We start from the raw sequence: 19,048 nt of genomic DNA, 5'->3' as shown, positions 1-19,048 counted from the left end.
AACCTATCTCAACAACAGGCTCCCGAGAAGGACCCCAGTGACTACAATCAAGATATTATATAATTCCAAACATATTGTGGGTTCGTACGATCGATTGTACACCGCCGTTCAATCGCTGCTGTAGCATTCCTCGCCCTCCGCTCGCTACATCGGTCTAATTCATTCCGTGATAACAGGCCCTCTTTGACAGGTTTCGAGAAGTACCGGGGTTTATATACATAACAGACGTTTTTTTAGGGACTAATGGCGGACCCAAAGGACTCCATCAACATCGAAAACGTGGTGGCGTCGACCAGTATCGGGCAGGAACTCGACCTTCAGAGCGTCGCGATGGACCTCGAGGGGGCCGACTACGATCCCGAGCAGTTCCCTGGGCTCGTCTACCGCACCAAGAATCCCAAGTCTGCCGCGTTGATCTTCCGGTCGGGGAAGATCGTCTGTACCGGCGCCAAGAGCATTGACGCCGTCCACGAGAGCCTGGAGATCGTCTTCGACAAACTCCGTAACCTCCAGATTCAGGTCGAGGACGATCCAGAAATCGTCGTCCAGAACATCGTCAGCAGCGCCGACCTGGGGCGGAACCTCAACCTGAACGCGATTGCGATCGGTCTCGGTCTCGAGAACATCGAGTACGAACCCGAGCAGTTTCCCGGGCTCGTTTACCGCCTCGATGACCCCGAGGTCGTCGCCCTTCTCTTTGGCTCCGGGAAGCTGGTCGTGACCGGCGGAAAGCAGGTCGAAGACGCCGAGGAAGCCGTCGACGTAATCGTTGACCGCCTCGAGGATCTCGGGTTGCTCGAGTAACTCGAGCCTTGCTCTATCGTTATACTGCGTCGCTGACTCTGCTAGATCCCAGACTGCTCAGAATAGAATCGCCAACGCTCTTGTGTAGCACTTTGTTGATTTCACAGCGTAGCTTTGACAGCATGTTTGAGGGCTTCTCTCCCTGGTTTCCGCAGTAGCTTGCGTCGAAGTTGAAACGCTCGGAGATACTGTGTAAGCTTATCTTTTGAGATGCCTCGATGAGGCGAGAGCCACGGTCGCAGCAGCGATCCGTGGCTCTCGCAGGTGTTGACGTGTACGTTTTCGTCAGCGTATTCGCCGTCGCCGTGGACGACGTATTCGCGGTCGAATGCGTCGTCCTCGGCAAGTGGATCGTAGGCGCGAAATCCGTCAGTGTAGACGGTCAGTGGCTCCTTCTCGCGGTTTGCGAGAAGGAGCCGAATCGTCGATTCATCGGCTGATTTCGCTGGGATCACGTATCGATCGCCGGTGCCACGATCGACGATCGTGAACACCGGCGGTTTGTCCTGATCGTACGATCCTCGTCCACGTGTGGACAGGCCACGCGAGCGCGACTCTTGGTCGCGCTCGCGGCCTTTTAGCCCTGCAGAAACGTAGACTTCGTCGATTTCGACCGGACCAACGAGGTCGAGCGAAGGCGCGTCGAGCGCCTTCGTAAAGCGCTCGACGCGCTGGTAGATCGTTTTGTACTGGACGTCGATCTCTAGCTGAAGTTGGCGAAGACTCGTGTTAAACCGAAGAAACGCATAAATCGAGAACAGCCACTTTCTGAGTGCGACTTTCGAGTGGGCGAAGATTGTGCCGGTCTTATCGTTGAACGTGCGGTCGCAATTCTTACAGAGATAGCGCTGAAAGTGCCCATAGCTGCCGTTCTTGACCGCCAGGTCAGAACGGCAGCGAGGGCAAGTAACACCGTTACGCCAGCGAACCTGCGCCAACAGGTCCGCTGCGACCGATTCCGACCCAAACACATCTAGCGGAATCATGCTTAACGGACACCGCTGACGCGGTGTCCTTGCTCTCTTCGATTCCACAGCGATAGCTGAGCAGTATCAACAATCTCCTACAGAAGAGCGATCGCCAAATGGTATCCCTGGCGACGGGCAGAGATTCTCTATCTGCGAAACCGGAATTTCACACAATAACGAGTGACTGGGTCCTTTTCGGATCACTTGCGCGTGGCGTTTACGAACGCTCCACTCGACGACAGTGCGTTCATTCCGGAACCGGATGAATTCCGGTTCGACTTGTCGTAGTCGGCCGGTTCTCTCGAGAAACGAATACAGATCCTCGTAGAGTTCTAGTCGATGAGGAGAGTCTCACACAACTCGACGTCAACGTTCCCGGCCCAGCGGGACCGGAAGGGTATTCGCCACACTCGCTCCTGGACGACAGCATCTTCGAGGATGTTTCGGGTGGAAGAGGGAGGGATTTGGCTCACAGGTTCACGTGACCGACGATATCGTCGAGATCATCGACCTCAAAACGGATCTCAGTCAGCATGCTGAATCCGAGTATCGAATCCAGCTCAGCGTCTACTACCACGTCCTCGAAGAATGGGTCAGTGATCGTACCGTCACTACATCGATCTTCTATACGGCTGAGGACACTCGAGTAGAGATCGATCCGGTGTCGAAAGCAGAACTCGTAGCCATAGCTGAAAAACAGTCGTAACAGACCCGCTGGATCTTACTACTAACAATTCGGCCATACCCCGTCTTTCCGTCGTAAACGTAGGGTGGGTGTCTTTCCATCTCTCACTTGTCAACTGGTCCTCTGTAGTCCCAGTTGAGTTTCTCTCCCTTCCGCCGAACGATGTATTTGTACGGACCATGCAACTGTCCGCGTTGACACTTACAGTTCTCTTTCCCGCAACTCACCTTCTTGATCACGACCGTGCCATCACTTGACTCTTCAACAGTTTCAATCGATTCGTTACCTTCTACTGTGATTTCTTCAGCAGCAACGCCCTGCCGATACGCAAGTAGCTCGTCAATCCAGTCCCGAAGCGCATGGAGAGTCGCGTCGTTTTGCTTTGGGGTTCCTTCCGCGATATATTTCGGAAGTTCGGTTGGTGGCTTTGGTGGCGATGCCATTTGTCTTACCAAACAAGCTAGCGTACAGGAACATAGCTGTTTGGTAAGAACTCCTGCCCTCCGAGGAGTCCTCGAAGATCACGGGTCCGATCGCTCTCGGTCGTCCCGTGACTCACTGAACTCGATGAGCGTCTAATAGTACCTTCACCGCCACCTAGACCCCAGGCTCCAGACAGTGGACACAGGGACATAACCCCCATTCGAGGGCCGCCTCGATGTACCTCCTCTCTTCCTTATTCAGCACCTCATCGAAGGACTTCGCTCGAGCAGTTTAGGAATAATCTTCAACACCAGTGATCTCGAATCGTGTCCTACCGGTCCGCCCTTCTGTCACCTGAATAGTCCAGTCATGCGCATCAACAATATTCTTAACAATACTCAAACCGAACCCGGTTCCATCGGTCGACGTCGAGTATCCGGACTGAAATACCGTGTCACGTTTGTCTGGTGGAATACCTGATCCATCATCTTCAACGTAGAACCCATCTTCATGAGTCAGCTCACCGATCGTCAGAGTCACATCCTCTCCGCCGTGTTCAACTGCGTTTCTGATGAGATTTTCGAGCAACTGCTGGACACGGCTGGCATCAGCATAGATCGTTCTATCTGTGTCAATACTGAGGGCGGCGTCTCTCGTCTCAACGTTCTTCCAACTCGTTCTCGCTATCTCTGCTAAATTCACTGACCACATCTCTTCCAGTGTCTGACCTTCCTGTGCTAGTGTGAGGAGGTCATCAATTAGGAGTTGCATGCGATCAAGCGCCGCTGCGATTTCGTCAAGTGCCCCACTCTCATACTCGTCCCGTACGAGTGCAAGGTTCCCATGAGCGACGTTCAACGGGTTTCGCAGGTCGTGGGAGACAACGCTGGCAAATTCGTTCAATCGCTCGTTTTGCTGCTGGAGTTGCTGTTCACGCTGTTTCCGCTCAGCAATGTTTCGTCCAACACCAACGAGACCGACCAACTCCCCCTCTCGATCAGTAAGTCGAGCGCCAGTGAACTCGTGCGGAATCTCTTCCCCATCTGCAGTGCGGATGGTTCCTTCAACGATTTGCTCCCCCTCACTGAACGTCGCTTCAATCGCATCAACAATACGATCACGCTCATCTTCCGGGAAGAACTGCTCTGCAGTCATCGTAGCGACTTCCTCATCAGCGTATCCGGTCACCTCTGTCAGGCGATTATTCCACTGAATAAATTTTCCGTCTGTGTCGATGACGTAGAAGAGATCGTCAAGGGTGTTGATGGCCTGTTCAATGAACACTCGTTCATTACGGAGGGCATTTCCGCGCTCAAGACGGTCGAGTGCGATCTGAGTATGAGCGGCAAGTGTCTGTGCCAGCGACAGATCCCCGTCGTCGAACGCGTTAACCGTCGTTGAACCGATCGTTAGTACGCCATGGTCTCCAAGAGGGAGGATGATTTCACTTCGGATGGCGGTATCCTGGTTGAGGCGACCAGCCACTGTTGAAACGTCGTTGTAGTGGCGAGCCTCACCGCTCTCGAACGCCTCCCATGCAAGTCCGTCACCGAGAGAAATCGACGAGTGATCACCGATGAGCTCGGTTGCCTGTTCAGTCCACGTGACTGGTCGCAAGATCTCGCCTTCCTCATCAGCGAACCACACCCCGCTGAGTGGCATATCGAGGATATCACGTAACGCTTCGGTCGTGATGTCTGCGACGTCCTCAGCGGTGTCTGCCTGGAGAATCTTCTGACTCCCATTGTGGAGTTCGTGTATTGCTCGCTCCCGCTCTTTTTGCTCGTCAATATCTCGAACCGTACAGACAAGCTCTCCTGATTTAGTCGTCGAGAGAATATGATCTTCAGTAAATGTCGTCCCGTCAGCGCGAAGCCCAGTCGTTGTTCCGTGCCAGTACCCGTACTCGTCCACGGTTGCCATCACTTCTTCCTCAATTGCTGGGATGTCGTCGTCCGGATAGAGTGTTTCCCAGTGTTCACCAATCAGTTCGGCAGGTGCGTACTGATAGAAATCCGCATAGGCTTGATTTACGTAGATATACTTTCCATCCGCATCGAGAATACTGATACCTTCTTGTGCTGTTTCGATTGCGTCGAGCTGCCGTTGTTGTTTCCTTTCTGCATGACGCCGCTCAACAGCGTTAAGGATACGATTTGCGAGAATCGTGTACTGCTCGTTTCCTCTACTCTTCTGCAGGTAGTCCGTGACTCCTACCGAAATCGCCTCGCTAGCGACGTCTTCCGATCCCTTTCCCGTGAAGAGGATAAATGGGAGGTCAGAATACTCTTCACGGACGGCTCTCAGGAATTCGATCCCGCTTTGTCCGGGCATCTCATAGTCAGAAATGACACAGTCAACGGCAGTTTCGGCGAGATAGTCCAACCCTTCAGTGACAGTCGTTGCCGTCTCAACGCTAAATCGGTTATCCTCCCGCTCCAGGAAGCGTGCGGTCATATCCGCAAACCCTGGTTCATCATCAACATGGAGGATGTGAACGGTACTGGTCATTACCTCCTAGCGGTCTTATTCCGGGATAACCCTTCTGGCGCTTCTACATAGACAACAGGCAGAGTGCCCCGAGCCATCGCGCCCGCGGTACTTCCACAGGTCCTTGGACTTGGATATCACCGAGAGACTGGTCCGTCTAGAATCCCGCATAGCGGGTAGGATTCGCCTTGCTCCGCTGCAATTCTTGTGTCAGACTGAACGTGGGGAACAGCGATCAAAGTGAACTACCCCAGCCTACTCGCTCACCGCTGACGCGGTTCGCTCCTTGAGGGTGGGGCTTCCTGTTTCCACGACGCGCTTTGCAGACACAACGGTGTCTACAGGGAGCGCAGTCTCCACAGGCGTTGATTCGGAGTGACCCACTCCTACATCTTCAAGACCGCGAGAAAGAATATTCCACGCCGCATTCGCATCCCTATCCACCTCGAACCCACACGAGGGACACGCGTGTTCACGAACCCACAGCGGTTTGTCCGTCTTGACACCACAGGACGCGCACTCCTTCGTCGTATCTTTCGGATCAACCGAGACGAAGTGCGTTCCCTCACGCTCGCACTTGTATTCGAGCATCCGAAGGAATGTCCCCCACGCCGCGCCTGCTCGATTCCGTGAGTTACCGGGGAGTTCGACCAGCCCCTTCGCATCCAAGTCCTCAACAGCCACCAAGTCGTACTCGGTGGCGTAGTAGTTCGACAACTTGTGGAGGAAGTCTCGTCGCTTTCGCTTGAGATTGGCGTGTCGTTCGGCCACGACCTGCCGTTGTTTCTCCCAATTCGCAGAGCCGTGTTCCTTCCGCGAGAGGTCGCGTTGTGCGCGTTCGAGTCGTTCGCGCTCGTCACTGAAGTCGGGACTTTCGATGGCGTACCCATCGGTGTCGTGGGCGTACTTGAGAATCCCCACGTCGATACCAACGATCTTCTCGGGCGTCTCTGGTTTTTCAGGTGTGGCTTCCTCCACGTCGATCCCAAACGTGGCGTACCATTCACCCGTGGGTTCTCGTTTGACCGCGACCTGTTTGATGGTCGCATTCTCGGGAATGTCTCGGTGGAGGTGAATCGGTATCTCACCGATTTTGCTCAACCACAAGACAGGCCGACCACTCGTATTCTTGAGTTCGAAGCCGGACTGGTTGTAGGTGAGCGACCGATACTCCCGAGGCGGTTTCCACTTGAGCATTCCCACGGCGCGTCCGTTCTCCTTCTGTGCTTTGAGCGTGGAGAGGTTGTCGTAGACACGCTTGACGACCATCTGGAGGACTTTCGAGTGTACGTCGGTCAGGTCGTCCCACCATGTTTTGAGGTCGGGGAGTCGTCCCTGCACCTCGTAGCGGGCGGGAATGTCGTCTGTCTCGCTGAGCAGGTAGAGGACGTGATTGTACAGTTGCCTACAAGTATCGACGTGGTGCAGAAGCGTTTTAGTGAGGGCTTTTGGCGGGTTGAGTCGATACTTGTAGTTGTACTGCATAGTCTACTCGTGTGAATCGGGTTCGGAGACGCGGACGACTTTCACGTCGGATCCGCGCCAGCGTTTGGGAACGATGACGTGGGCACTATTCCCCGAAGGTTTTGCCGTTCCATCGAGGACTTCCTCACCTTCGATTTCAAATCTATCCATCACCGATGTATAGACTTTGGATAGACATGAAGGTAGCGGTGGCCTATGGGCCGAGTGTCGCGGGTGTATGAGAACCGTGCGGCGCTGTATCCCCTCCCTACTGCGCTACTCGGTCGCTTCGCTCCCTGCGTTGCTTCTTGAGGAAGGGGACTTAGCGCCTAATTCCAGTTAAACCCATGTCAACTGGCCATCTGTTCATTCCACTATTATTTATAGTGAGGGATGTGAACATATGGTGCATGCCAATCGACTACAGTAATCGTGAGAAGTCGTTCGAACTGTATCGGAAGGGGAAGCGAGAAGGGACGTGGGATCCCGACGACTACGATTTCACGGCGGATAAAGAAGATTGGGAGCAGTTCACCGAAGCAGAGCAAAACCGGTTCCTCATGACGTGTGCGGGGTTTTACGACGGCGAAGAGGACGTAACACGGACGCTCGCGCCGTATATGATGGCCCTCGACGCCTTGGACAACGAGGAGATGCCGTTCGACACGGTCCAAGAGGAGATGTATCTGGCCCAGCAGGTCTACGAGGAAGCCAAACACACCGACCTCTTCAGTCGGTACTTCGAGGAGGTGTTCGAGACCCAGGATACCGAACCGTATCGCGAAGGTGGATATCAAGAACAGGGGTACAGTACGGACAATCTGTACGACACGGCAGATGAGTTGCTCGCGGCGATCAACGCAGGCGAGCAGCGCGAATTAGTGTACGCACTCGGTGAGGCCTACTTGAACTACATGGGACTCATCGAGGCCCAGCTCGCCCGTAGCGGCTACCTCTCGTTCGACCAGATGATCGAACTGAAAGCCGAGGAGATGGGGCGAGATATCGTCCTCGAGTCGTTCCAGAACGCCATTGGAAACGTTCGTCAGGACGAAACTCGCCACATTGAGAACGGCCGTTGGGTGATGAAACAACTGGCCGAAGCCGAACCTGGTATCGTTCAAGACGTCTACGAACCCCGGATCGAGGAATACATCGAGAATCGCCTGTTGACAGACACCCAGATGGAAATGCCGTTTGAGGGGTACGATCAAAAGAAGATCGGCAGACAGACGATGCAGTACTTGCAGGACACGATCGACTACATCGGTGCCGATCGGTTCGACGAATACAGTAACGTGAAGCAAGTCGTCCGTAGTCAGCGCGCTGCTGACTGACAGTCGTCATTTACTCTCATCCTCGTCGATGACTTCCCCTGTTCTCTGGCCATAACCTGCGTGAATACCAGAGTCGATCACCAGTCGGCTGAGCGCTGTTGTTGGTGTCAAACTCCCAAAGATATTTTACCCATAGTATGGTGGGTCATGACATGGCAATCGGACAGTATCGAGACGATCCGGCGGAGATGGACGACCTCGAACGTGAGGTCGCCGCGGCGCAATACCCGGAGGGTGGACTGGTGGTCGGCCTTGGTTTAGGAATCGTCCTCCCGCTGCTGACGAGTCCGGCACTGCTTGTTATCGGACCCGTCCTCGGTGGCGTCGTCGGGTTCGGCCTCGGCCGACGGATTCGCGACGCCGCGATCCGACGCCGTCGGGCCGATCGTTCGACGGCAGAATGAGCGAGGCTCCCGATAGCGATACGGAGACGCTCTCTTCGAGTATTGGCATCGTCGGCGTTCTGGCGTTGCTGGTCGGGAACGCGATTTCGGTGCCGATATTCGTTCTGCCAGGGCCGCTGGCGGGGACCGCGGGACCGGCGCTCATTCTGGCCATCATATTGGCGGCCGTACCAGCGTCGTTTGTCGTCCTCTATAACGCCGTGCTCGGCTCGGCGATGCCCGTCGCAGGCGGGTTGTACGTCTATATCTCTCGACTCACGGCCCCCTACTGGGGGTTCTTGGTTCCCTTTACGATTCCGCTGGTCGCGTGGGCATCCCTGTTGATTACGGCGACTGGCTTCGCCGAGTACACCCAAATCTTCTTCGACGCGCCGTCGACGCTGCTCGTCTACATCCTGCTCACGTTCGTACTGATCGTCAATCTGATCGGACTCAGATTGGTCGCCCAGGTACAGCTGGTCTTCTTCGCCGGGCTCGTAATCGCGCTCCTGACGTTCATTGTTCCCGGCGCGAGCGCAGTCGACACCGCCAATTACGCGCCGTTCTTTCCGGACTACGGCGCGTTCGGCCTTGCGGTGGTCGCCCTGTTTTATCCGTTTCTGGGGTTCGGGTTACTGGTCGAACTCGGCGAGGAGATCGACAACCCTGGGCGAACGATTCCACTGGTCCTGGGTCTCGGGATCGGTATCGTTGCGCTGTTTTATGTGGCGCTAATCGCCGTTCTGGTCGGTGTCGTCCCGTATACACAACTCGGGAGCGAGGCCGATCTCGCGCTGGCCGCCTCGCGGTTCCTCCCCTGGTGGGGCGAGTACATTGTCGCAGCTGGTGCCGTCTTCGCGGTCGTTACGACGGTGAATACGACGCTGCTCGTCTTCTCACGAACGCTCATGCGCGCAAGCCGTGATGGCATCCTCCCAGCATCGCTATCACGTATCCACCCACGATTCGATACCCCCTATTACGCCGTGGCAGTACTCGGCGTCCCGCCGTTTCTGCTCGTCCCGATCGCGGGCGAAATCGTCGGCCTTTCGGTGTTCATCGGATTGGCCAGCCTCACTGCGTATTTCTTCTGTGCGATCGGTCTCTGGAACCTGCCCCGCGAATTCCCCAACCACTACGCCAACGCGCCATTTCGACTCCGACGATACCGCGGTCTCCTCGCTGCCGTCGTCGGCGGAGCGTTCGCGACTGGCACGTTCTGGATCGTCACACTCCTTCAGCAGCCTATCGTCGGCGTCGTCCTCATCGGTTGGTTCGTCGTCGCGTACGGCTACTACCGCTATCGGCTCAGTAAGACGGATCTAGTCGAAACCTATCGGACGATGACCACCCTCGACCGACACGAGCAAGTCGACGAGGACGCAAGTGAGAGCGACGATTGACCGCACAGACCACCGACACTATCTATCGAGAGCATCGCTATGGCTCTGTAGAAGTGCACGATAAGATAGAGTAGTTTGCCCGCGCTACTGCCGCGTCATGTATCGTTGTGTCACGTGCTGATTTAGCTGAAGCTTCCGTATTCGACCGGAGAGACGTATCCTCAACCGTATTTTAGATACGCGAGGGTGGGGGTGAAAGCAGAGAGAATCCACCTGAACAATAATCACCCAATGCTATTACCGAATGGGAAACATTGACTAACACTGGTGCGCCTATTACATACGACAGGGGCCGTGGAGTCCCTGTCAGATGGGTCGTGAAGACACAGCCGCCGGGGAGCGTTCCCATGACTCTCGAACACTCCCGGCGGACCCCAACTCCAATGCATCTTGTGGGGCACCAGTTCTGCGCACCCGTCCGCAGAACCACTTTTTGGCTCCGTGGCTTGCAGACGGTTCGGTTCTTGACTATCTCACCAAACACGGGAGATAGACCACGGGCGATTGTTTGATAAGAGTCGGCCGGATCGAGAGAACCGCGTTCCTCGAGATCATCCAAATTTAGATGGAGGAGGACTTATCTCTGTCACACGTTCACACCCAACTGGCCTGTCCCCCTGTGAGGCAGGTCATGCGAAGAACCGCGCCACTGTCCCACCAGAGAGACATGAGCTAACCACCCGACTCCCCCACACCCACAAAGGCTGTAGTTGGCCGAGAATACCCTTTTGGCGCGTTCAAGCAGATAGACTCGAGTTCCTCAAGTGCTGTAGTATCAGCTAGGAGGGTTGAGTTATTATTTGTACCCGTAGTCATACACATCACTGAATAGGACAAAATTTCGAATAGATCCTCATTATATTTATTGGTCAGAGTGTGTTCGGAATCGAGGCAGTATGAACAGATCAACGACTTAGTCATCTTTCTAGGCTTTTGAAACTGGTTAGATGCCTAGAGACACAGCCCACCCAACCATATTTGGCCGCAATTTCATCTAGCTGATTGTGTTAGGTCTACTCACACTCGCGGGAAGGCATCAGAATGGGATGAGCTCCTGTGACGACCCGCGAGTGTTTTCTCACCCCCACTCCTCAAAAATCCCACCACAGTCTCCACTACCGGACCTACTTTGCTGATGCCGGCGGAATCCAGAACCATCACGATCCGATGATGACCCACCTCGTTTCGATCCTGCTCGCCCAGGAGTGCCGGATCGCCGACCTTGAAGAACGACTGGGATCTGACGGCCAGTAGGCTTAATCGCCGGTACTCGAATAGTCTACTCGGCGGGGAGAGGAACGTCGTTGTCAACGGGTTCCGTTCGAACTGAGACATTCGTAAACGCCCCGCTCCCGATCGAGATCGTTCCAACGTCGATAGCTACCGATTGATCTCCGATCGGCTAATCCGATTGACACACCTTTCGGATGGGGAGCTCTGACGTCGGTTCACCACCGACGTCTTCTCAACAGGAACGATACGAACAGCTGTTACTCAACGGTGATCAGTAGAAAAGCTCTGTTGGAACCCTCAGTAGCTGATATCTAGTGCTTGCTGAATACAGAGGATGGATTCAGTACCACGACATCGATTATTTCGCGGCACCACCGGTGAACCAACTGCTCACTACGTCTGCGAACTGAGCAGACTGGCAGTCAAAACAGAATAAGGTGTAATTGATGCTCCTGATGAGAGTGAGTTGACTTAGTCGTCATCGTCATCATCGCCGGTATCATCGATCTCGTCATCATCGGTGGTGATTTCTTTTGGACACGGGTCAAAATCTTCATACGTCAACCCGAACGAGAGCCCCTTCACATCCACACCGCACTCCTCATACAGTCGGCGGATCGAAATTCCAATAAAATCGAAATACCAGTCATCAGCTCTACATCGGTGTCCTCATCGTCGATTTGAGTTTCCACTGCTACAATTATTCCCTATCTGTTTCATCAAGCAAGATCAGCGTCTTCTCATTGCCCTCTTCGATACAATATGCAATTCCGTCTCCGTTATCCTTGCGCGAAACGTCTTGTAACTCCGCATTCATGATCCGCACTGGCATATCGAGCTGCTCACCAGTGGCAGTATACACCGTAGTACATTCCCCAATATCACCCCCCAACTTACCAGACATACAGAATCAGCCATCAGATCCTCCGTTAAAGATAATCCCAAACTACAACGATTGAGTATTTCGTGAGCAGTCTTCCACCTCTATTGAGCGGGTCTTATTAAGAGATCAAAGGCTGCTGGGGACTCAAAGCAACTTTGCTCACCAGAGACGCGAACAGAGGGCGATCACGATATCCGAGGACGATATTGAACGCTGTTTGCATACAACAACAAAATCAGTGGGATGCTATCCGATAAGCCAGCGGCGAGGCTAAAGAAGGTAGCACAGGCGGCAGCGAGACACGAACGGCGGTTCATAGTAATCTGTTTCCAAACGCCCGCGGCGAACACGAGTGCATCTGCCGGGACCCGCTTGGTCCATTGGGTCGTCGGTTCGTTCCCTCTTGAGACAACGACATGCTTGCCGCCCTCTCGGTTAACATGATCCAACTCATTAATCGGATTCAGTTATCTGTATTATGAGATGACCTTCTTCGATGCTCAAGCGGGTTATATCGGTGAGTTCGATTTCTTCTCGAGTACAGGGACTATCCATCCACCATTGATATCGGGGCAGATTTTCCGTGATTACGACGTGGTTATCTGCATCGGGACGATGCAGCCGAGAGTTAACGAGATCCGTCATAATCCCGAACTGGTCGGAATAGGACGCTACAGGGTCAGAGTGCGTGATATTGTAGACTCGATAAGAAACCGGAGACAAAGCTGATTCCTCTTTTAATCGGCTTAGTCCATAGATGGATGCTGATCGCAGTTCGGACACCACTCAGAACCATCCTCCCGTGAAAACTTTCTCTCGCCGCATTCAGGGCATCTCCCGTCAGGGTTCCGAACCATATCTAATTGATAGGATAGTTGTATTATAGGACTTAGGGCAATTCGTCAGAAGCTAGAGTGGATTTCGCGTCTTGCAGATTGACAAGAGCTTAAGATGTCCCGCATAGCCATAACCAACAGAGGGGAGCAGGGTTTGGACAGGACTGAATCCGAAGACGACCAGCGGGATGTCGATATCGTTTTTGAGTGGCTGAAAATGTGCCACGCGTGCGGAAAGTGGAAGCGGTTCGATCGACTGATCTGCGACGACTGTCGCGAACGTCACAACGTGTAGGACTGTTTAACAGGGCCGAATGGCCCTGTGGGAATCGGGCTCAGTGACTTTGGCCCTTATCGCATCGCATAGCCGCTTTTACAAGTGGCTGTGTGACTAGTCAACACGCCTCGTAATTAACGTGTCGCCTAGAGGGGATGCCAACAGAAAGGATGGCGCGAGGTGGCTCGATCAGCAGACAGTGCCGTTTTGAAGAACCCTCTGACCGGCGAATTCTGGTGCGTGATAGATAGACTTGAAGTGGGGAGTCAGTCTTGTAAATTTACAAATATCCAACAAAATTGAAGTGGCGATACATGGTAGCAGTCACATGATTCTACTCGCTACAAAGTTAGCAGAGCCAGTGAACAAACCAATTATTGACGGACTTCAGGTAGTGGAGACGAGATAATACCATGGTTCCGTTCGAGAATACGCTCTCAGATCCCATACTAACGGATGAACATCGGATGCTCCGAGACGAGACCCAGGAGTTCGTCACAAACGAGGTTCTCCCCGAAGCGCGGGAACGCGATCCGAAAAGCGAACGAATGTCAGATGATCTCATCCAAAAGATGGCCGAAATGGGCTTCTTCGGGATTCTTATCGACGAAGAATATGACGGCCTCGGTCTGGATCTGAAAACGTACGCGATCATCGCTGAGGAACTCTCTCGAGGATGGCTCAGCGTCGGTAGCATCATTGCTCGAGGGCAGAGTCTCGCCGGAGCGACCGAGGAACAGAAAGAGTACTATCTTCCAAAGATGGCTCGCGGTGAACTGTTGAAGAGTATCGCTATCTCCGAGGCCGAGGCCGGGTCTGACGTGGCGAACATGCAGACTCGTGCCGAAAAGGAAGGTGACGAATACGTCTTAAACGGACAGAAGATGTGGACGACATTTGCGAAAGGGTCTGACTTCATCCTCACGTATGCGGTTACTGATCCTGACGCCGAGCCCGCACATAACGGGATTTCGGGATTCATCGTCGAGAAACCCGCCGGCACCTTCGACCGCGACGGACTGAGCGGACAGCCGGTAAATAAGATCGGCTACCACGGCTGGGATACATGGATGGTACAGTTCGACGACGTGCGAGTGAGCGAGGACAAGCTCGTCGGCCACGAAGAGGGCCAAGGCTTCTATCAGATAATGGAGTTCTTCGAGGAGGGACGAGTTCACACCGCAGCAAGAGCCGTTGGCCTCTCTCGAGCCGCTCTCGAAGACTCCCTCGAATACGTTCGAGACCGCGAGCAGTTCGACCAACCCCTCGCTGAGTTCCAGGCGATTCGATTCAAACTCGCGGACATGGCGACGAAGATCGAGGCCGCTCGAGCATTGACACTCCTCGTCGCAGAAGCTGTCGACGAAGGTGATCGGGCTGATGCGCAAGCTGCGATGGCAAAGCTGTTCGCCACCGAAATCGCCGAAGACGTAACCAGTGAAGGAATACAGATTCACGGCGGCTACGGGTATACGACCGAATTCGACGTTGAACGCCACTGGCGAGATGCACGACTCACGAGGATTTTCGAGGGAACGAACGAAATTCAGAAGCGCATCATCGCTGATCGATTGCTTTGAGGATCAGGCTGACTGACGGACTCCGTGCCGAAATCGTAACCAGCCAAGCGACTCACCAGCCACTCTCGGGATACCGTCGTTAATAACACATCCAGGGAGTACCCCGTGAAGATGGGTTTGAGAATGGCGACGCGATCCAACCCCGTCACCCCATCATCTTCACGGCGAGGACAGCGTCAACCCCACTGGTAGTCTCTACGCTGCATCCTCGTTCGCCGAGTACTCGTTCTGGATGGCCTTCCATCACATCATCACTCTCAGTCCCAGTGTCGGTAACAGCAACTCCCCACACTTCATCCGGGTCGCCAAGATTCAGTTCTTCGGCAGTCGTGCCCGCCGATCGTCCCTGTTCGAACTTCTCGAGGGGGAAATCGTACGCCTGCGTGCGGTACTGGTTATACCACGTCGTCCGGCGGGCAATCCCCAACGCGTCCATTACGGTTTCTCGGTCACAGCCACGCGCCAAGGCCCGGCGGACACGCTCATCGTACGCTCGTTGCACCACCTTTCGCGAATCATCCGGGATTCGGCCACATTTCGAGTTCCCGATCTGATCGAACAGCCCCATTCACCGGTGATAGCATCCTGATCGGCCAGTGGAAGGTCACGTAACGCCACCTCGTAGTCGAACCCCATCAACCGGTAGACTGTCCTCCAATCATAACTGATATTCTATCTATTTCACAGTTGGGCTGGCAAGTCGAGTGTTGATGAGGATAGAGTGCAGAAATAGTCCTATGCGAACTGGTACCTGTGATTTCTGCTTGGAGACGGTGCCACTCACTAGATATTGTGTAGAATGCGGGGGTACTATTCAGGAATTTGAGGTCCCGTCATATGAAATGTCCGATAACACCGATTGGAAAGCGGATCTTGAAGCCAAATGTGAGAACGCCAGCCACCCCAGTGTTTCACGCGCTGTGCTGAACTCTACTCATGGGAAATATAGCCAGTGGCTGAGTACGTATTTATTCCCTGATGAGCAACCAGTAGCGATTTTTGATTCTGGTGCAACCTTGATTACTGCGCCAAATACCGATTCGTGGGAGATCGATCCCGGATTCAGAAAAACTGGCCATCTCATACTAACCGACCGACGGATCCTCACTGTCACATCAACGAACTCCCGGGATCAGCTCGTCTCCATCGACCACGAAGAGATCGCCACTATTGATGGTGAATCAAAGTGGCGAAAAGATGCAATCACGCTCCGAACCGTGGACGGAGGCACGTATCGGATCGAACTAGTGAACGCGGACTTTTCGAATGTTGTCGACTTAATCCACGAGTCGATGGGGTCACCTGGTTCTGCAGAACCGCAGGCTACTGAATTCAAACAGGAGATTGATGATGTGGTCGCTGAGGCCGAGGATGCCGAGACGGTGTTGCAGGAACTCTCGGACTTGATTGTCGACTCCGATCACCGGACAGGATTTGACCGTGCTGTCAGTGATGCCAGCTCACTGGATGAATTAGTCGCCCTGATTTCGGTCGATCAAGAACATAGCCCATCTGATGCCAGCCACCCTGTTCTTGGTGGCAAGAAAAGCCAATTACCAATACAGCGATCGCAGATATCTGACTTCCGAGAAAAAGTAGCGTATACGGCGAAGAATGCGGACCCTGCGGAAGTCGGGAAGTATACTCTCGGTGCAGGGCTTGCTCTCGGGACGGCCGCTGTTTCAGCGCCATTCTCTACTGCGCTTGGTCTCGGAGCGATCGCCGCCAGTGGAGCAGCCACAGGTGCCTATGCGAGTGCCCACCCTGACTCGCTCGCAGCACGTATTGATCCGATCGAGCTCAGTCTCAATGCGAAGTCGAGAGGCCGTGCCTGGCAGTCGAGTTCTGCGCCGGGCGGTTCTGGTGTCGGTGCTACGTTAGGTGCGGTCGAGTATCTCGGCGATGAAGCGGTCCCGCCTGCATATTCTCATTGGTTCACAATGGCCGATATTGAGATGATCAGAAAAGGTGCAGCACTAGGTGCTCAAAAAGGAGCGACCTCTCCTGGTATCGGTAACTCACGACAAGCAGCTGCCATCGGTGGTGGATTAGGTCTCGCGTATGGATATGCCAAACGCGGCGATCAGATGGATGATCTTGAGTCACTCCTTGACGGTGATCTCTATGCGGAACTCACCGACGTAGACAGCGGCGAAAATACCGACGATGAGATCGATGTTTAGGAAACGTTTCTAACAGTAGTTCGTAGCGCGATTTCTTTATTCACAAACGAGATTAGAAATGCGTCAGCGATTTCGGAAACTGCGTATGCGAACTGACCGTAGAGTCTCCTCTTCGCTGCAGGTAATCTCTGTTATGCTTCTTCGTCGTCAAGCCGGAACGTAGCACGAACCGATTCTGGGAGGGGTGGTCGGGGGGCCGTTTCATGCCGCTCAATCTTCTCGGGCTTTCGCGTTTTCTGGTGAACCGCTCGCGCCATTGGGACGCCCTTGAGGTAGTTGAAGTCCCCGAGGATACCGACTCCATACTCGGTGAAGCCGTAGAATTTCCACGGCAAGCCGCGCTTTTTCTTGTTTGGGGGATACTCGTAGATCTCAAGGATTCCCGCTTCGACGAGTACATCGAGTTGCTCTTCGACGGTCTTTTTCGATTTACTCGGGATGGCGTGGTTAATTTCAGCCGCTGACGCGAGGTGGTCTGGATGTCCCAGAAGCGTCTGAATGATACTGTGGCGGGTTTCCTGTGACAGCAACTCCATCAACTCTCGCTGTCGCTCTAAGGGGTTTTCCTCGCGGTCAGTTTTGGAGTGCGCGGAGATGTCGGCCATGTTACCTGGACATACGATGTCGGATTACATAAGCACGCGGGATTGACTTCCCTAAGTTATACCAGTATGGTTATTAGCCAATGTATCCACATTGGTTAGTATGGAGAAGATACCGGAGAATACGGAAGAACTCACGGACTTCATCTTAGACGATATCCTCTACGGGGTAGAACTCGATCCAGTCGATAGCGAACGACTGCTTTCGTATATGCGAGCGCGACACGAACATCTCTTTGGCCCGCATTCGACGTATTTCGTGCTGGGAAGCTATGAGTCACCGTTCAAGTATCGTCTCGATGAGGCGCTCGATGTGCTGAATCATCGGCACGATGCCTATGCATACTTGCTTGCCACGCAACCCGACCTCGATGTGTCGGATGACGTCCCGGACCTCAAAGTGAAGTTCTTTCTCCATGCCCTCTACGCGGATGCGATCCCGCTGATTCTTGAACACGACACTGGCGGGGCAGTCGCTGAGTTTGGACGCATTGAACGCCCAACGCTGCTTGATCGCACGTATCTCTTCCCTCGAGCACAGGAGGTGCACTACGATGACGAGTCTCTACTCACAACAGAAGACACGGTATTTGCTCGGGCCATTGAACTGGCATATCATGCTGATGACCTCGACGATGAACTTGCTGCGCTCGCTGAACACGCGCGTGACCATGGACTAGACATCTCGACGCAAGATCTCGAATCGTATCTGGAAACCGAACTCGGCGGTCGCACGCCGTCGTATAGCGGCGTGATCACCGATTCCCTCGTCCACCTCGAATCACTGGACCAGTGCTTTTCGTGGACGACGACTGAAGACCTCGAAGAACAACTGTCGAACGTCCCTTGATTCACAGCCAGGTGCCAGAGCACGCGTACACGCTCGTCGTATGCTTGCCGCAGTACTATCCATGGGTCGTCTAGGATTCAGCCGCGCTCCAAGGTGATCTGATCGAACAGCCCCACTTGCGAAGGAGGCTCTCCTCCCTGCGACGATCCTCAGAGAGCCTCGTCAACGGCCTGTACGGCCTCAATCGCCTGCTCGAGATTGGCTTTCAGTGCTGGCCTCGTCGACTTGTTGTTCGGACTCTCACTCGCATCGGCCACGCTCTTATCCGACGATACAGTAATCGCCGACCATTCCCGCGAGCCCGTGATCGAGGACGTCCAATAACAGTTCTTCGACTGGATCGAAGGAAAACTGGACGGCTACGACGAGTGTACACAGACAGTCCGTCCAGGGAATCGGCCGTCAAGAGGATGCCGAGGATGACGGTACGACCCGACTACGTCGCCGCCATCATTTCTGCATCACAGTCAGCATCGGCCCCTACTTCTACACCTACGCCGGATCCCTGGTACAGATAGCTCGTCACGGATCACTGCCACCACATCGTCATACTCTGCCCCACTGTCGTGGGCAGCAGTTCCCCATACTTATCCGGTTCGCTGAGCGTCAGGTCCTCACCAGTTGTCTCCGCCGATCGTCCACACTCG

At 54.1% G+C, this 19,048-nt stretch carries 18 protein-coding genes; 10 read left to right on the top strand and 8 right to left on the bottom strand.

The genetic code is table 11. From position 1 onward, the window contains the following. The first annotated feature begins 243 nt into the window (after nt 1–243). Complete coding sequence (locus J0X25_RS38565) at nt 244–804, top strand: TATA-box-binding protein (RefSeq protein ID WP_226777060.1); 561 nt, start codon at nt 244–246, stop codon at nt 802–804. 101 nt (nt 805–905) lie between these two features. Here J0X25_RS38565 and J0X25_RS38560 read toward each other — a convergent pair whose 3' ends face one another. Next, complete coding sequence (locus tag J0X25_RS38560) at nt 906–1,790, bottom strand: IS1595 family transposase (RefSeq protein ID WP_207287482.1); 885 nt, start codon at nt 1,788–1,790, stop codon at nt 906–908. A 463-nt stretch (nt 1,791–2,253) separates the two neighbouring features. Here J0X25_RS38560 and J0X25_RS39935 point away from each other — a divergent pair, with 463 nt between their 5' ends. Next, on the top strand, nt 2,254–2,478 hold the full coding sequence (locus J0X25_RS39935) for a hypothetical protein (RefSeq protein ID WP_345778482.1): 225 nt from the start codon (nt 2,254–2,256) through the stop codon (nt 2,476–2,478). A gap of 83 nt (nt 2,479–2,561) precedes the next feature. Here the strand turns inward: J0X25_RS39935 and J0X25_RS38550 are convergent, their stop codons facing one another. The 4 genes from J0X25_RS38550 to J0X25_RS38535 all read right to left on the bottom strand — a co-directional run bounded on the left by J0X25_RS38550 (nt 2,562) and on the right by J0X25_RS38535 (nt 7,005). Beyond that, the gene (locus J0X25_RS38550) at nt 2,562–2,900 is read right to left on the bottom strand and encodes a DUF6788 family protein (protein WP_226777059.1); all 339 of its coding nucleotides are present in this window, start codon (nt 2,898–2,900) and stop codon (nt 2,562–2,564) included. Between the two features lie 271 nt (nt 2,901–3,171). Then, complete coding sequence (locus tag J0X25_RS38545) at nt 3,172–5,391, bottom strand: hybrid sensor histidine kinase/response regulator (protein ID WP_226777058.1); 2,220 nt, start codon at nt 5,389–5,391, stop codon at nt 3,172–3,174. Nucleotides 5,392–5,625: 234 nt separating this feature from the next. Then, the gene (locus J0X25_RS38540) at nt 5,626–6,855 is read right to left on the bottom strand and encodes an RNA-guided endonuclease InsQ/TnpB family protein (RefSeq protein ID WP_226777057.1); all 1,230 of its coding nucleotides are present in this window, start codon (nt 6,853–6,855) and stop codon (nt 5,626–5,628) included. Nucleotides 6,856–6,858: 3 nt separating this feature from the next. Further along, complete coding sequence (locus J0X25_RS38535) at nt 6,859–7,005, bottom strand: DUF2080 family transposase-associated protein (protein WP_425600937.1); 147 nt, start codon at nt 7,003–7,005, stop codon at nt 6,859–6,861. 239 nt (nt 7,006–7,244) lie between these two features. On the opposite strand from J0X25_RS38535, the gene J0X25_RS38530 reads away from it, so the two are divergent. The 4 genes from J0X25_RS38530 to J0X25_RS38515 all read left to right on the top strand — a co-directional run bounded on the left by J0X25_RS38530 (nt 7,245) and on the right by J0X25_RS38515 (nt 11,211). Then, on the top strand, nt 7,245–8,171 hold the full coding sequence (locus tag J0X25_RS38530; RefSeq protein WP_226777055.1) for a ferritin family protein: 927 nt from the start codon (nt 7,245–7,247) through the stop codon (nt 8,169–8,171). Nucleotides 8,172–8,323: 152 nt separating this feature from the next. Beyond that, the gene (locus tag J0X25_RS38525) at nt 8,324–8,575 is read left to right on the top strand and encodes a hypothetical protein (RefSeq protein WP_226777054.1); all 252 of its coding nucleotides are present in this window, start codon (nt 8,324–8,326) and stop codon (nt 8,573–8,575) included. Beyond that, nucleotides 8,572–9,957, top strand: coding sequence for an APC family permease (locus J0X25_RS38520; protein WP_226777053.1), 1,386 nt, complete (start codon nt 8,572–8,574; stop codon nt 9,955–9,957). The genes J0X25_RS38525 and J0X25_RS38520 overlap by 4 nt, the downstream gene beginning before the upstream one ends. A gap of 1,056 nt (nt 9,958–11,013) precedes the next feature. Next, a complete protein-coding gene (locus tag J0X25_RS38515; protein ID WP_226777052.1) occupies nt 11,014–11,211 on the top strand; it encodes a DUF8156 family protein in 198 nt (65 codons plus the stop codon). A 679-nt stretch (nt 11,212–11,890) separates the two neighbouring features. Here J0X25_RS38515 and J0X25_RS38510 read toward each other — a convergent pair. Further along, the gene (locus J0X25_RS38510; protein ID WP_226777051.1) at nt 11,891–12,094 is read right to left on the bottom strand and encodes a hypothetical protein; all 204 of its coding nucleotides are present in this window, start codon (nt 12,092–12,094) and stop codon (nt 11,891–11,893) included. A gap of 462 nt (nt 12,095–12,556) precedes the next feature. Between J0X25_RS38510 and J0X25_RS38505 the strand changes: the two genes are divergently transcribed. Further along, nucleotides 12,557–12,802: a hypothetical protein gene (locus J0X25_RS38505; RefSeq protein ID WP_226777050.1), complete on the top strand. Its 246-nt coding sequence runs from the start codon at nt 12,557–12,559 to the stop codon at nt 12,800–12,802. 797 nt (nt 12,803–13,599) lie between these two features. After that, complete coding sequence (locus J0X25_RS38500; RefSeq protein WP_226777049.1) at nt 13,600–14,766, top strand: acyl-CoA dehydrogenase family protein; 1,167 nt, start codon at nt 13,600–13,602, stop codon at nt 14,764–14,766. A 145-nt stretch (nt 14,767–14,911) separates the two neighbouring features. On the opposite strand, the gene J0X25_RS38495 is transcribed toward J0X25_RS38500, so the two are convergent. After that, on the bottom strand, nt 14,912–15,202 hold the full coding sequence (locus tag J0X25_RS38495) for a hypothetical protein (RefSeq protein WP_226777048.1): 291 nt from the start codon (nt 15,200–15,202) through the stop codon (nt 14,912–14,914). 406 nt (nt 15,203–15,608) lie between these two features. Between J0X25_RS38495 and J0X25_RS38490 the strand changes: the two genes are divergently transcribed. Further along, nucleotides 15,609–16,949: a TrbL/VirB6 family protein gene (locus tag J0X25_RS38490; protein ID WP_226777047.1), complete on the top strand. Its 1,341-nt coding sequence runs from the start codon at nt 15,609–15,611 to the stop codon at nt 16,947–16,949. Between the two features lie 131 nt (nt 16,950–17,080). Here J0X25_RS38490 and J0X25_RS38485 read toward each other — a convergent pair whose 3' ends face one another. Beyond that, nucleotides 17,081–17,554: a helix-turn-helix domain-containing protein gene (locus tag J0X25_RS38485; protein ID WP_226777046.1), complete on the bottom strand. Its 474-nt coding sequence runs from the start codon at nt 17,552–17,554 to the stop codon at nt 17,081–17,083. A gap of 100 nt (nt 17,555–17,654) precedes the next feature. Between J0X25_RS38485 and J0X25_RS38480 the strand changes: the two genes are divergently transcribed. Then, nucleotides 17,655–18,401, top strand: coding sequence for a DUF8170 family protein (locus J0X25_RS38480; protein ID WP_226777045.1), 747 nt, complete (start codon nt 17,655–17,657; stop codon nt 18,399–18,401). Nucleotides 18,402–19,048 lie beyond the last annotated feature (647 nt).

This window comes from Haloterrigena alkaliphila (assembly GCF_017352155.2).
Classification (GTDB): domain Archaea; phylum Halobacteriota; class Halobacteria; order Halobacteriales; family Natrialbaceae; genus Haloterrigena; species Haloterrigena alkaliphila.
The sequence above is the reverse complement of the archived record's forward strand: the minus strand, read 5'-3'. Positions and strand labels throughout refer to the sequence as shown.

Excerpts from the sequence above, each read along its gene's own strand:
- J0X25_RS38565 (WP_226777060.1), top strand. The coding sequence starts at position 244 with ATGGCGGACCCAAAGGACTCCATCAACATCGAAAACGTGGTGGCGTCG.
- J0X25_RS38560 (WP_207287482.1), bottom strand. The coding sequence starts at position 1,790 with ATGATTCCGCTAGATGTGTTTGGGTCGGAATCGGTCGCAGCGGACCTG.
- J0X25_RS38550 (WP_226777059.1), bottom strand. The coding sequence starts at position 2,900 with ATGGCATCGCCACCAAAGCCACCAACCGAACTTCCGAAATATATCGCG.
- J0X25_RS38545 (WP_226777058.1), bottom strand. The coding sequence starts at position 5,391 with ATGACCAGTACCGTTCACATCCTCCATGTTGATGATGAACCAGGGTTT.
- J0X25_RS38540 (WP_226777057.1), bottom strand. The coding sequence starts at position 6,855 with ATGCAGTACAACTACAAGTATCGACTCAACCCGCCAAAAGCCCTCACT.
- J0X25_RS38535 (WP_425600937.1), bottom strand. The coding sequence starts at position 7,005 with ATGGATAGATTTGAAATCGAAGGTGAGGAAGTCCTCGATGGAACGGCA.
- J0X25_RS38530 (WP_226777055.1), top strand. The coding sequence starts at position 7,245 with ATGCCAATCGACTACAGTAATCGTGAGAAGTCGTTCGAACTGTATCGG.
- J0X25_RS38525 (WP_226777054.1), top strand. The coding sequence starts at position 8,324 with ATGGCAATCGGACAGTATCGAGACGATCCGGCGGAGATGGACGACCTC.
- J0X25_RS38520 (WP_226777053.1), top strand. The coding sequence starts at position 8,572 with ATGAGCGAGGCTCCCGATAGCGATACGGAGACGCTCTCTTCGAGTATT.
- J0X25_RS38510 (WP_226777051.1), bottom strand. The coding sequence starts at position 12,094 with ATGTCTGGTAAGTTGGGGGGTGATATTGGGGAATGTACTACGGTGTAT.
- J0X25_RS38505 (WP_226777050.1), top strand. The coding sequence starts at position 12,557 with ATGACCTTCTTCGATGCTCAAGCGGGTTATATCGGTGAGTTCGATTTC.
- J0X25_RS38500 (WP_226777049.1), top strand. The coding sequence starts at position 13,600 with ATGGTTCCGTTCGAGAATACGCTCTCAGATCCCATACTAACGGATGAA.
- J0X25_RS38495 (WP_226777048.1), bottom strand. The coding sequence starts at position 15,202 with ATGGACGCGTTGGGGATTGCCCGCCGGACGACGTGGTATAACCAGTAC.
- J0X25_RS38490 (WP_226777047.1), top strand. The coding sequence starts at position 15,609 with ATGTCCGATAACACCGATTGGAAAGCGGATCTTGAAGCCAAATGTGAG.
- J0X25_RS38485 (WP_226777046.1), bottom strand. The coding sequence starts at position 17,554 with ATGGCCGACATCTCCGCGCACTCCAAAACTGACCGCGAGGAAAACCCC.
- J0X25_RS38480 (WP_226777045.1), top strand. The coding sequence starts at position 17,655 with ATGGAGAAGATACCGGAGAATACGGAAGAACTCACGGACTTCATCTTA.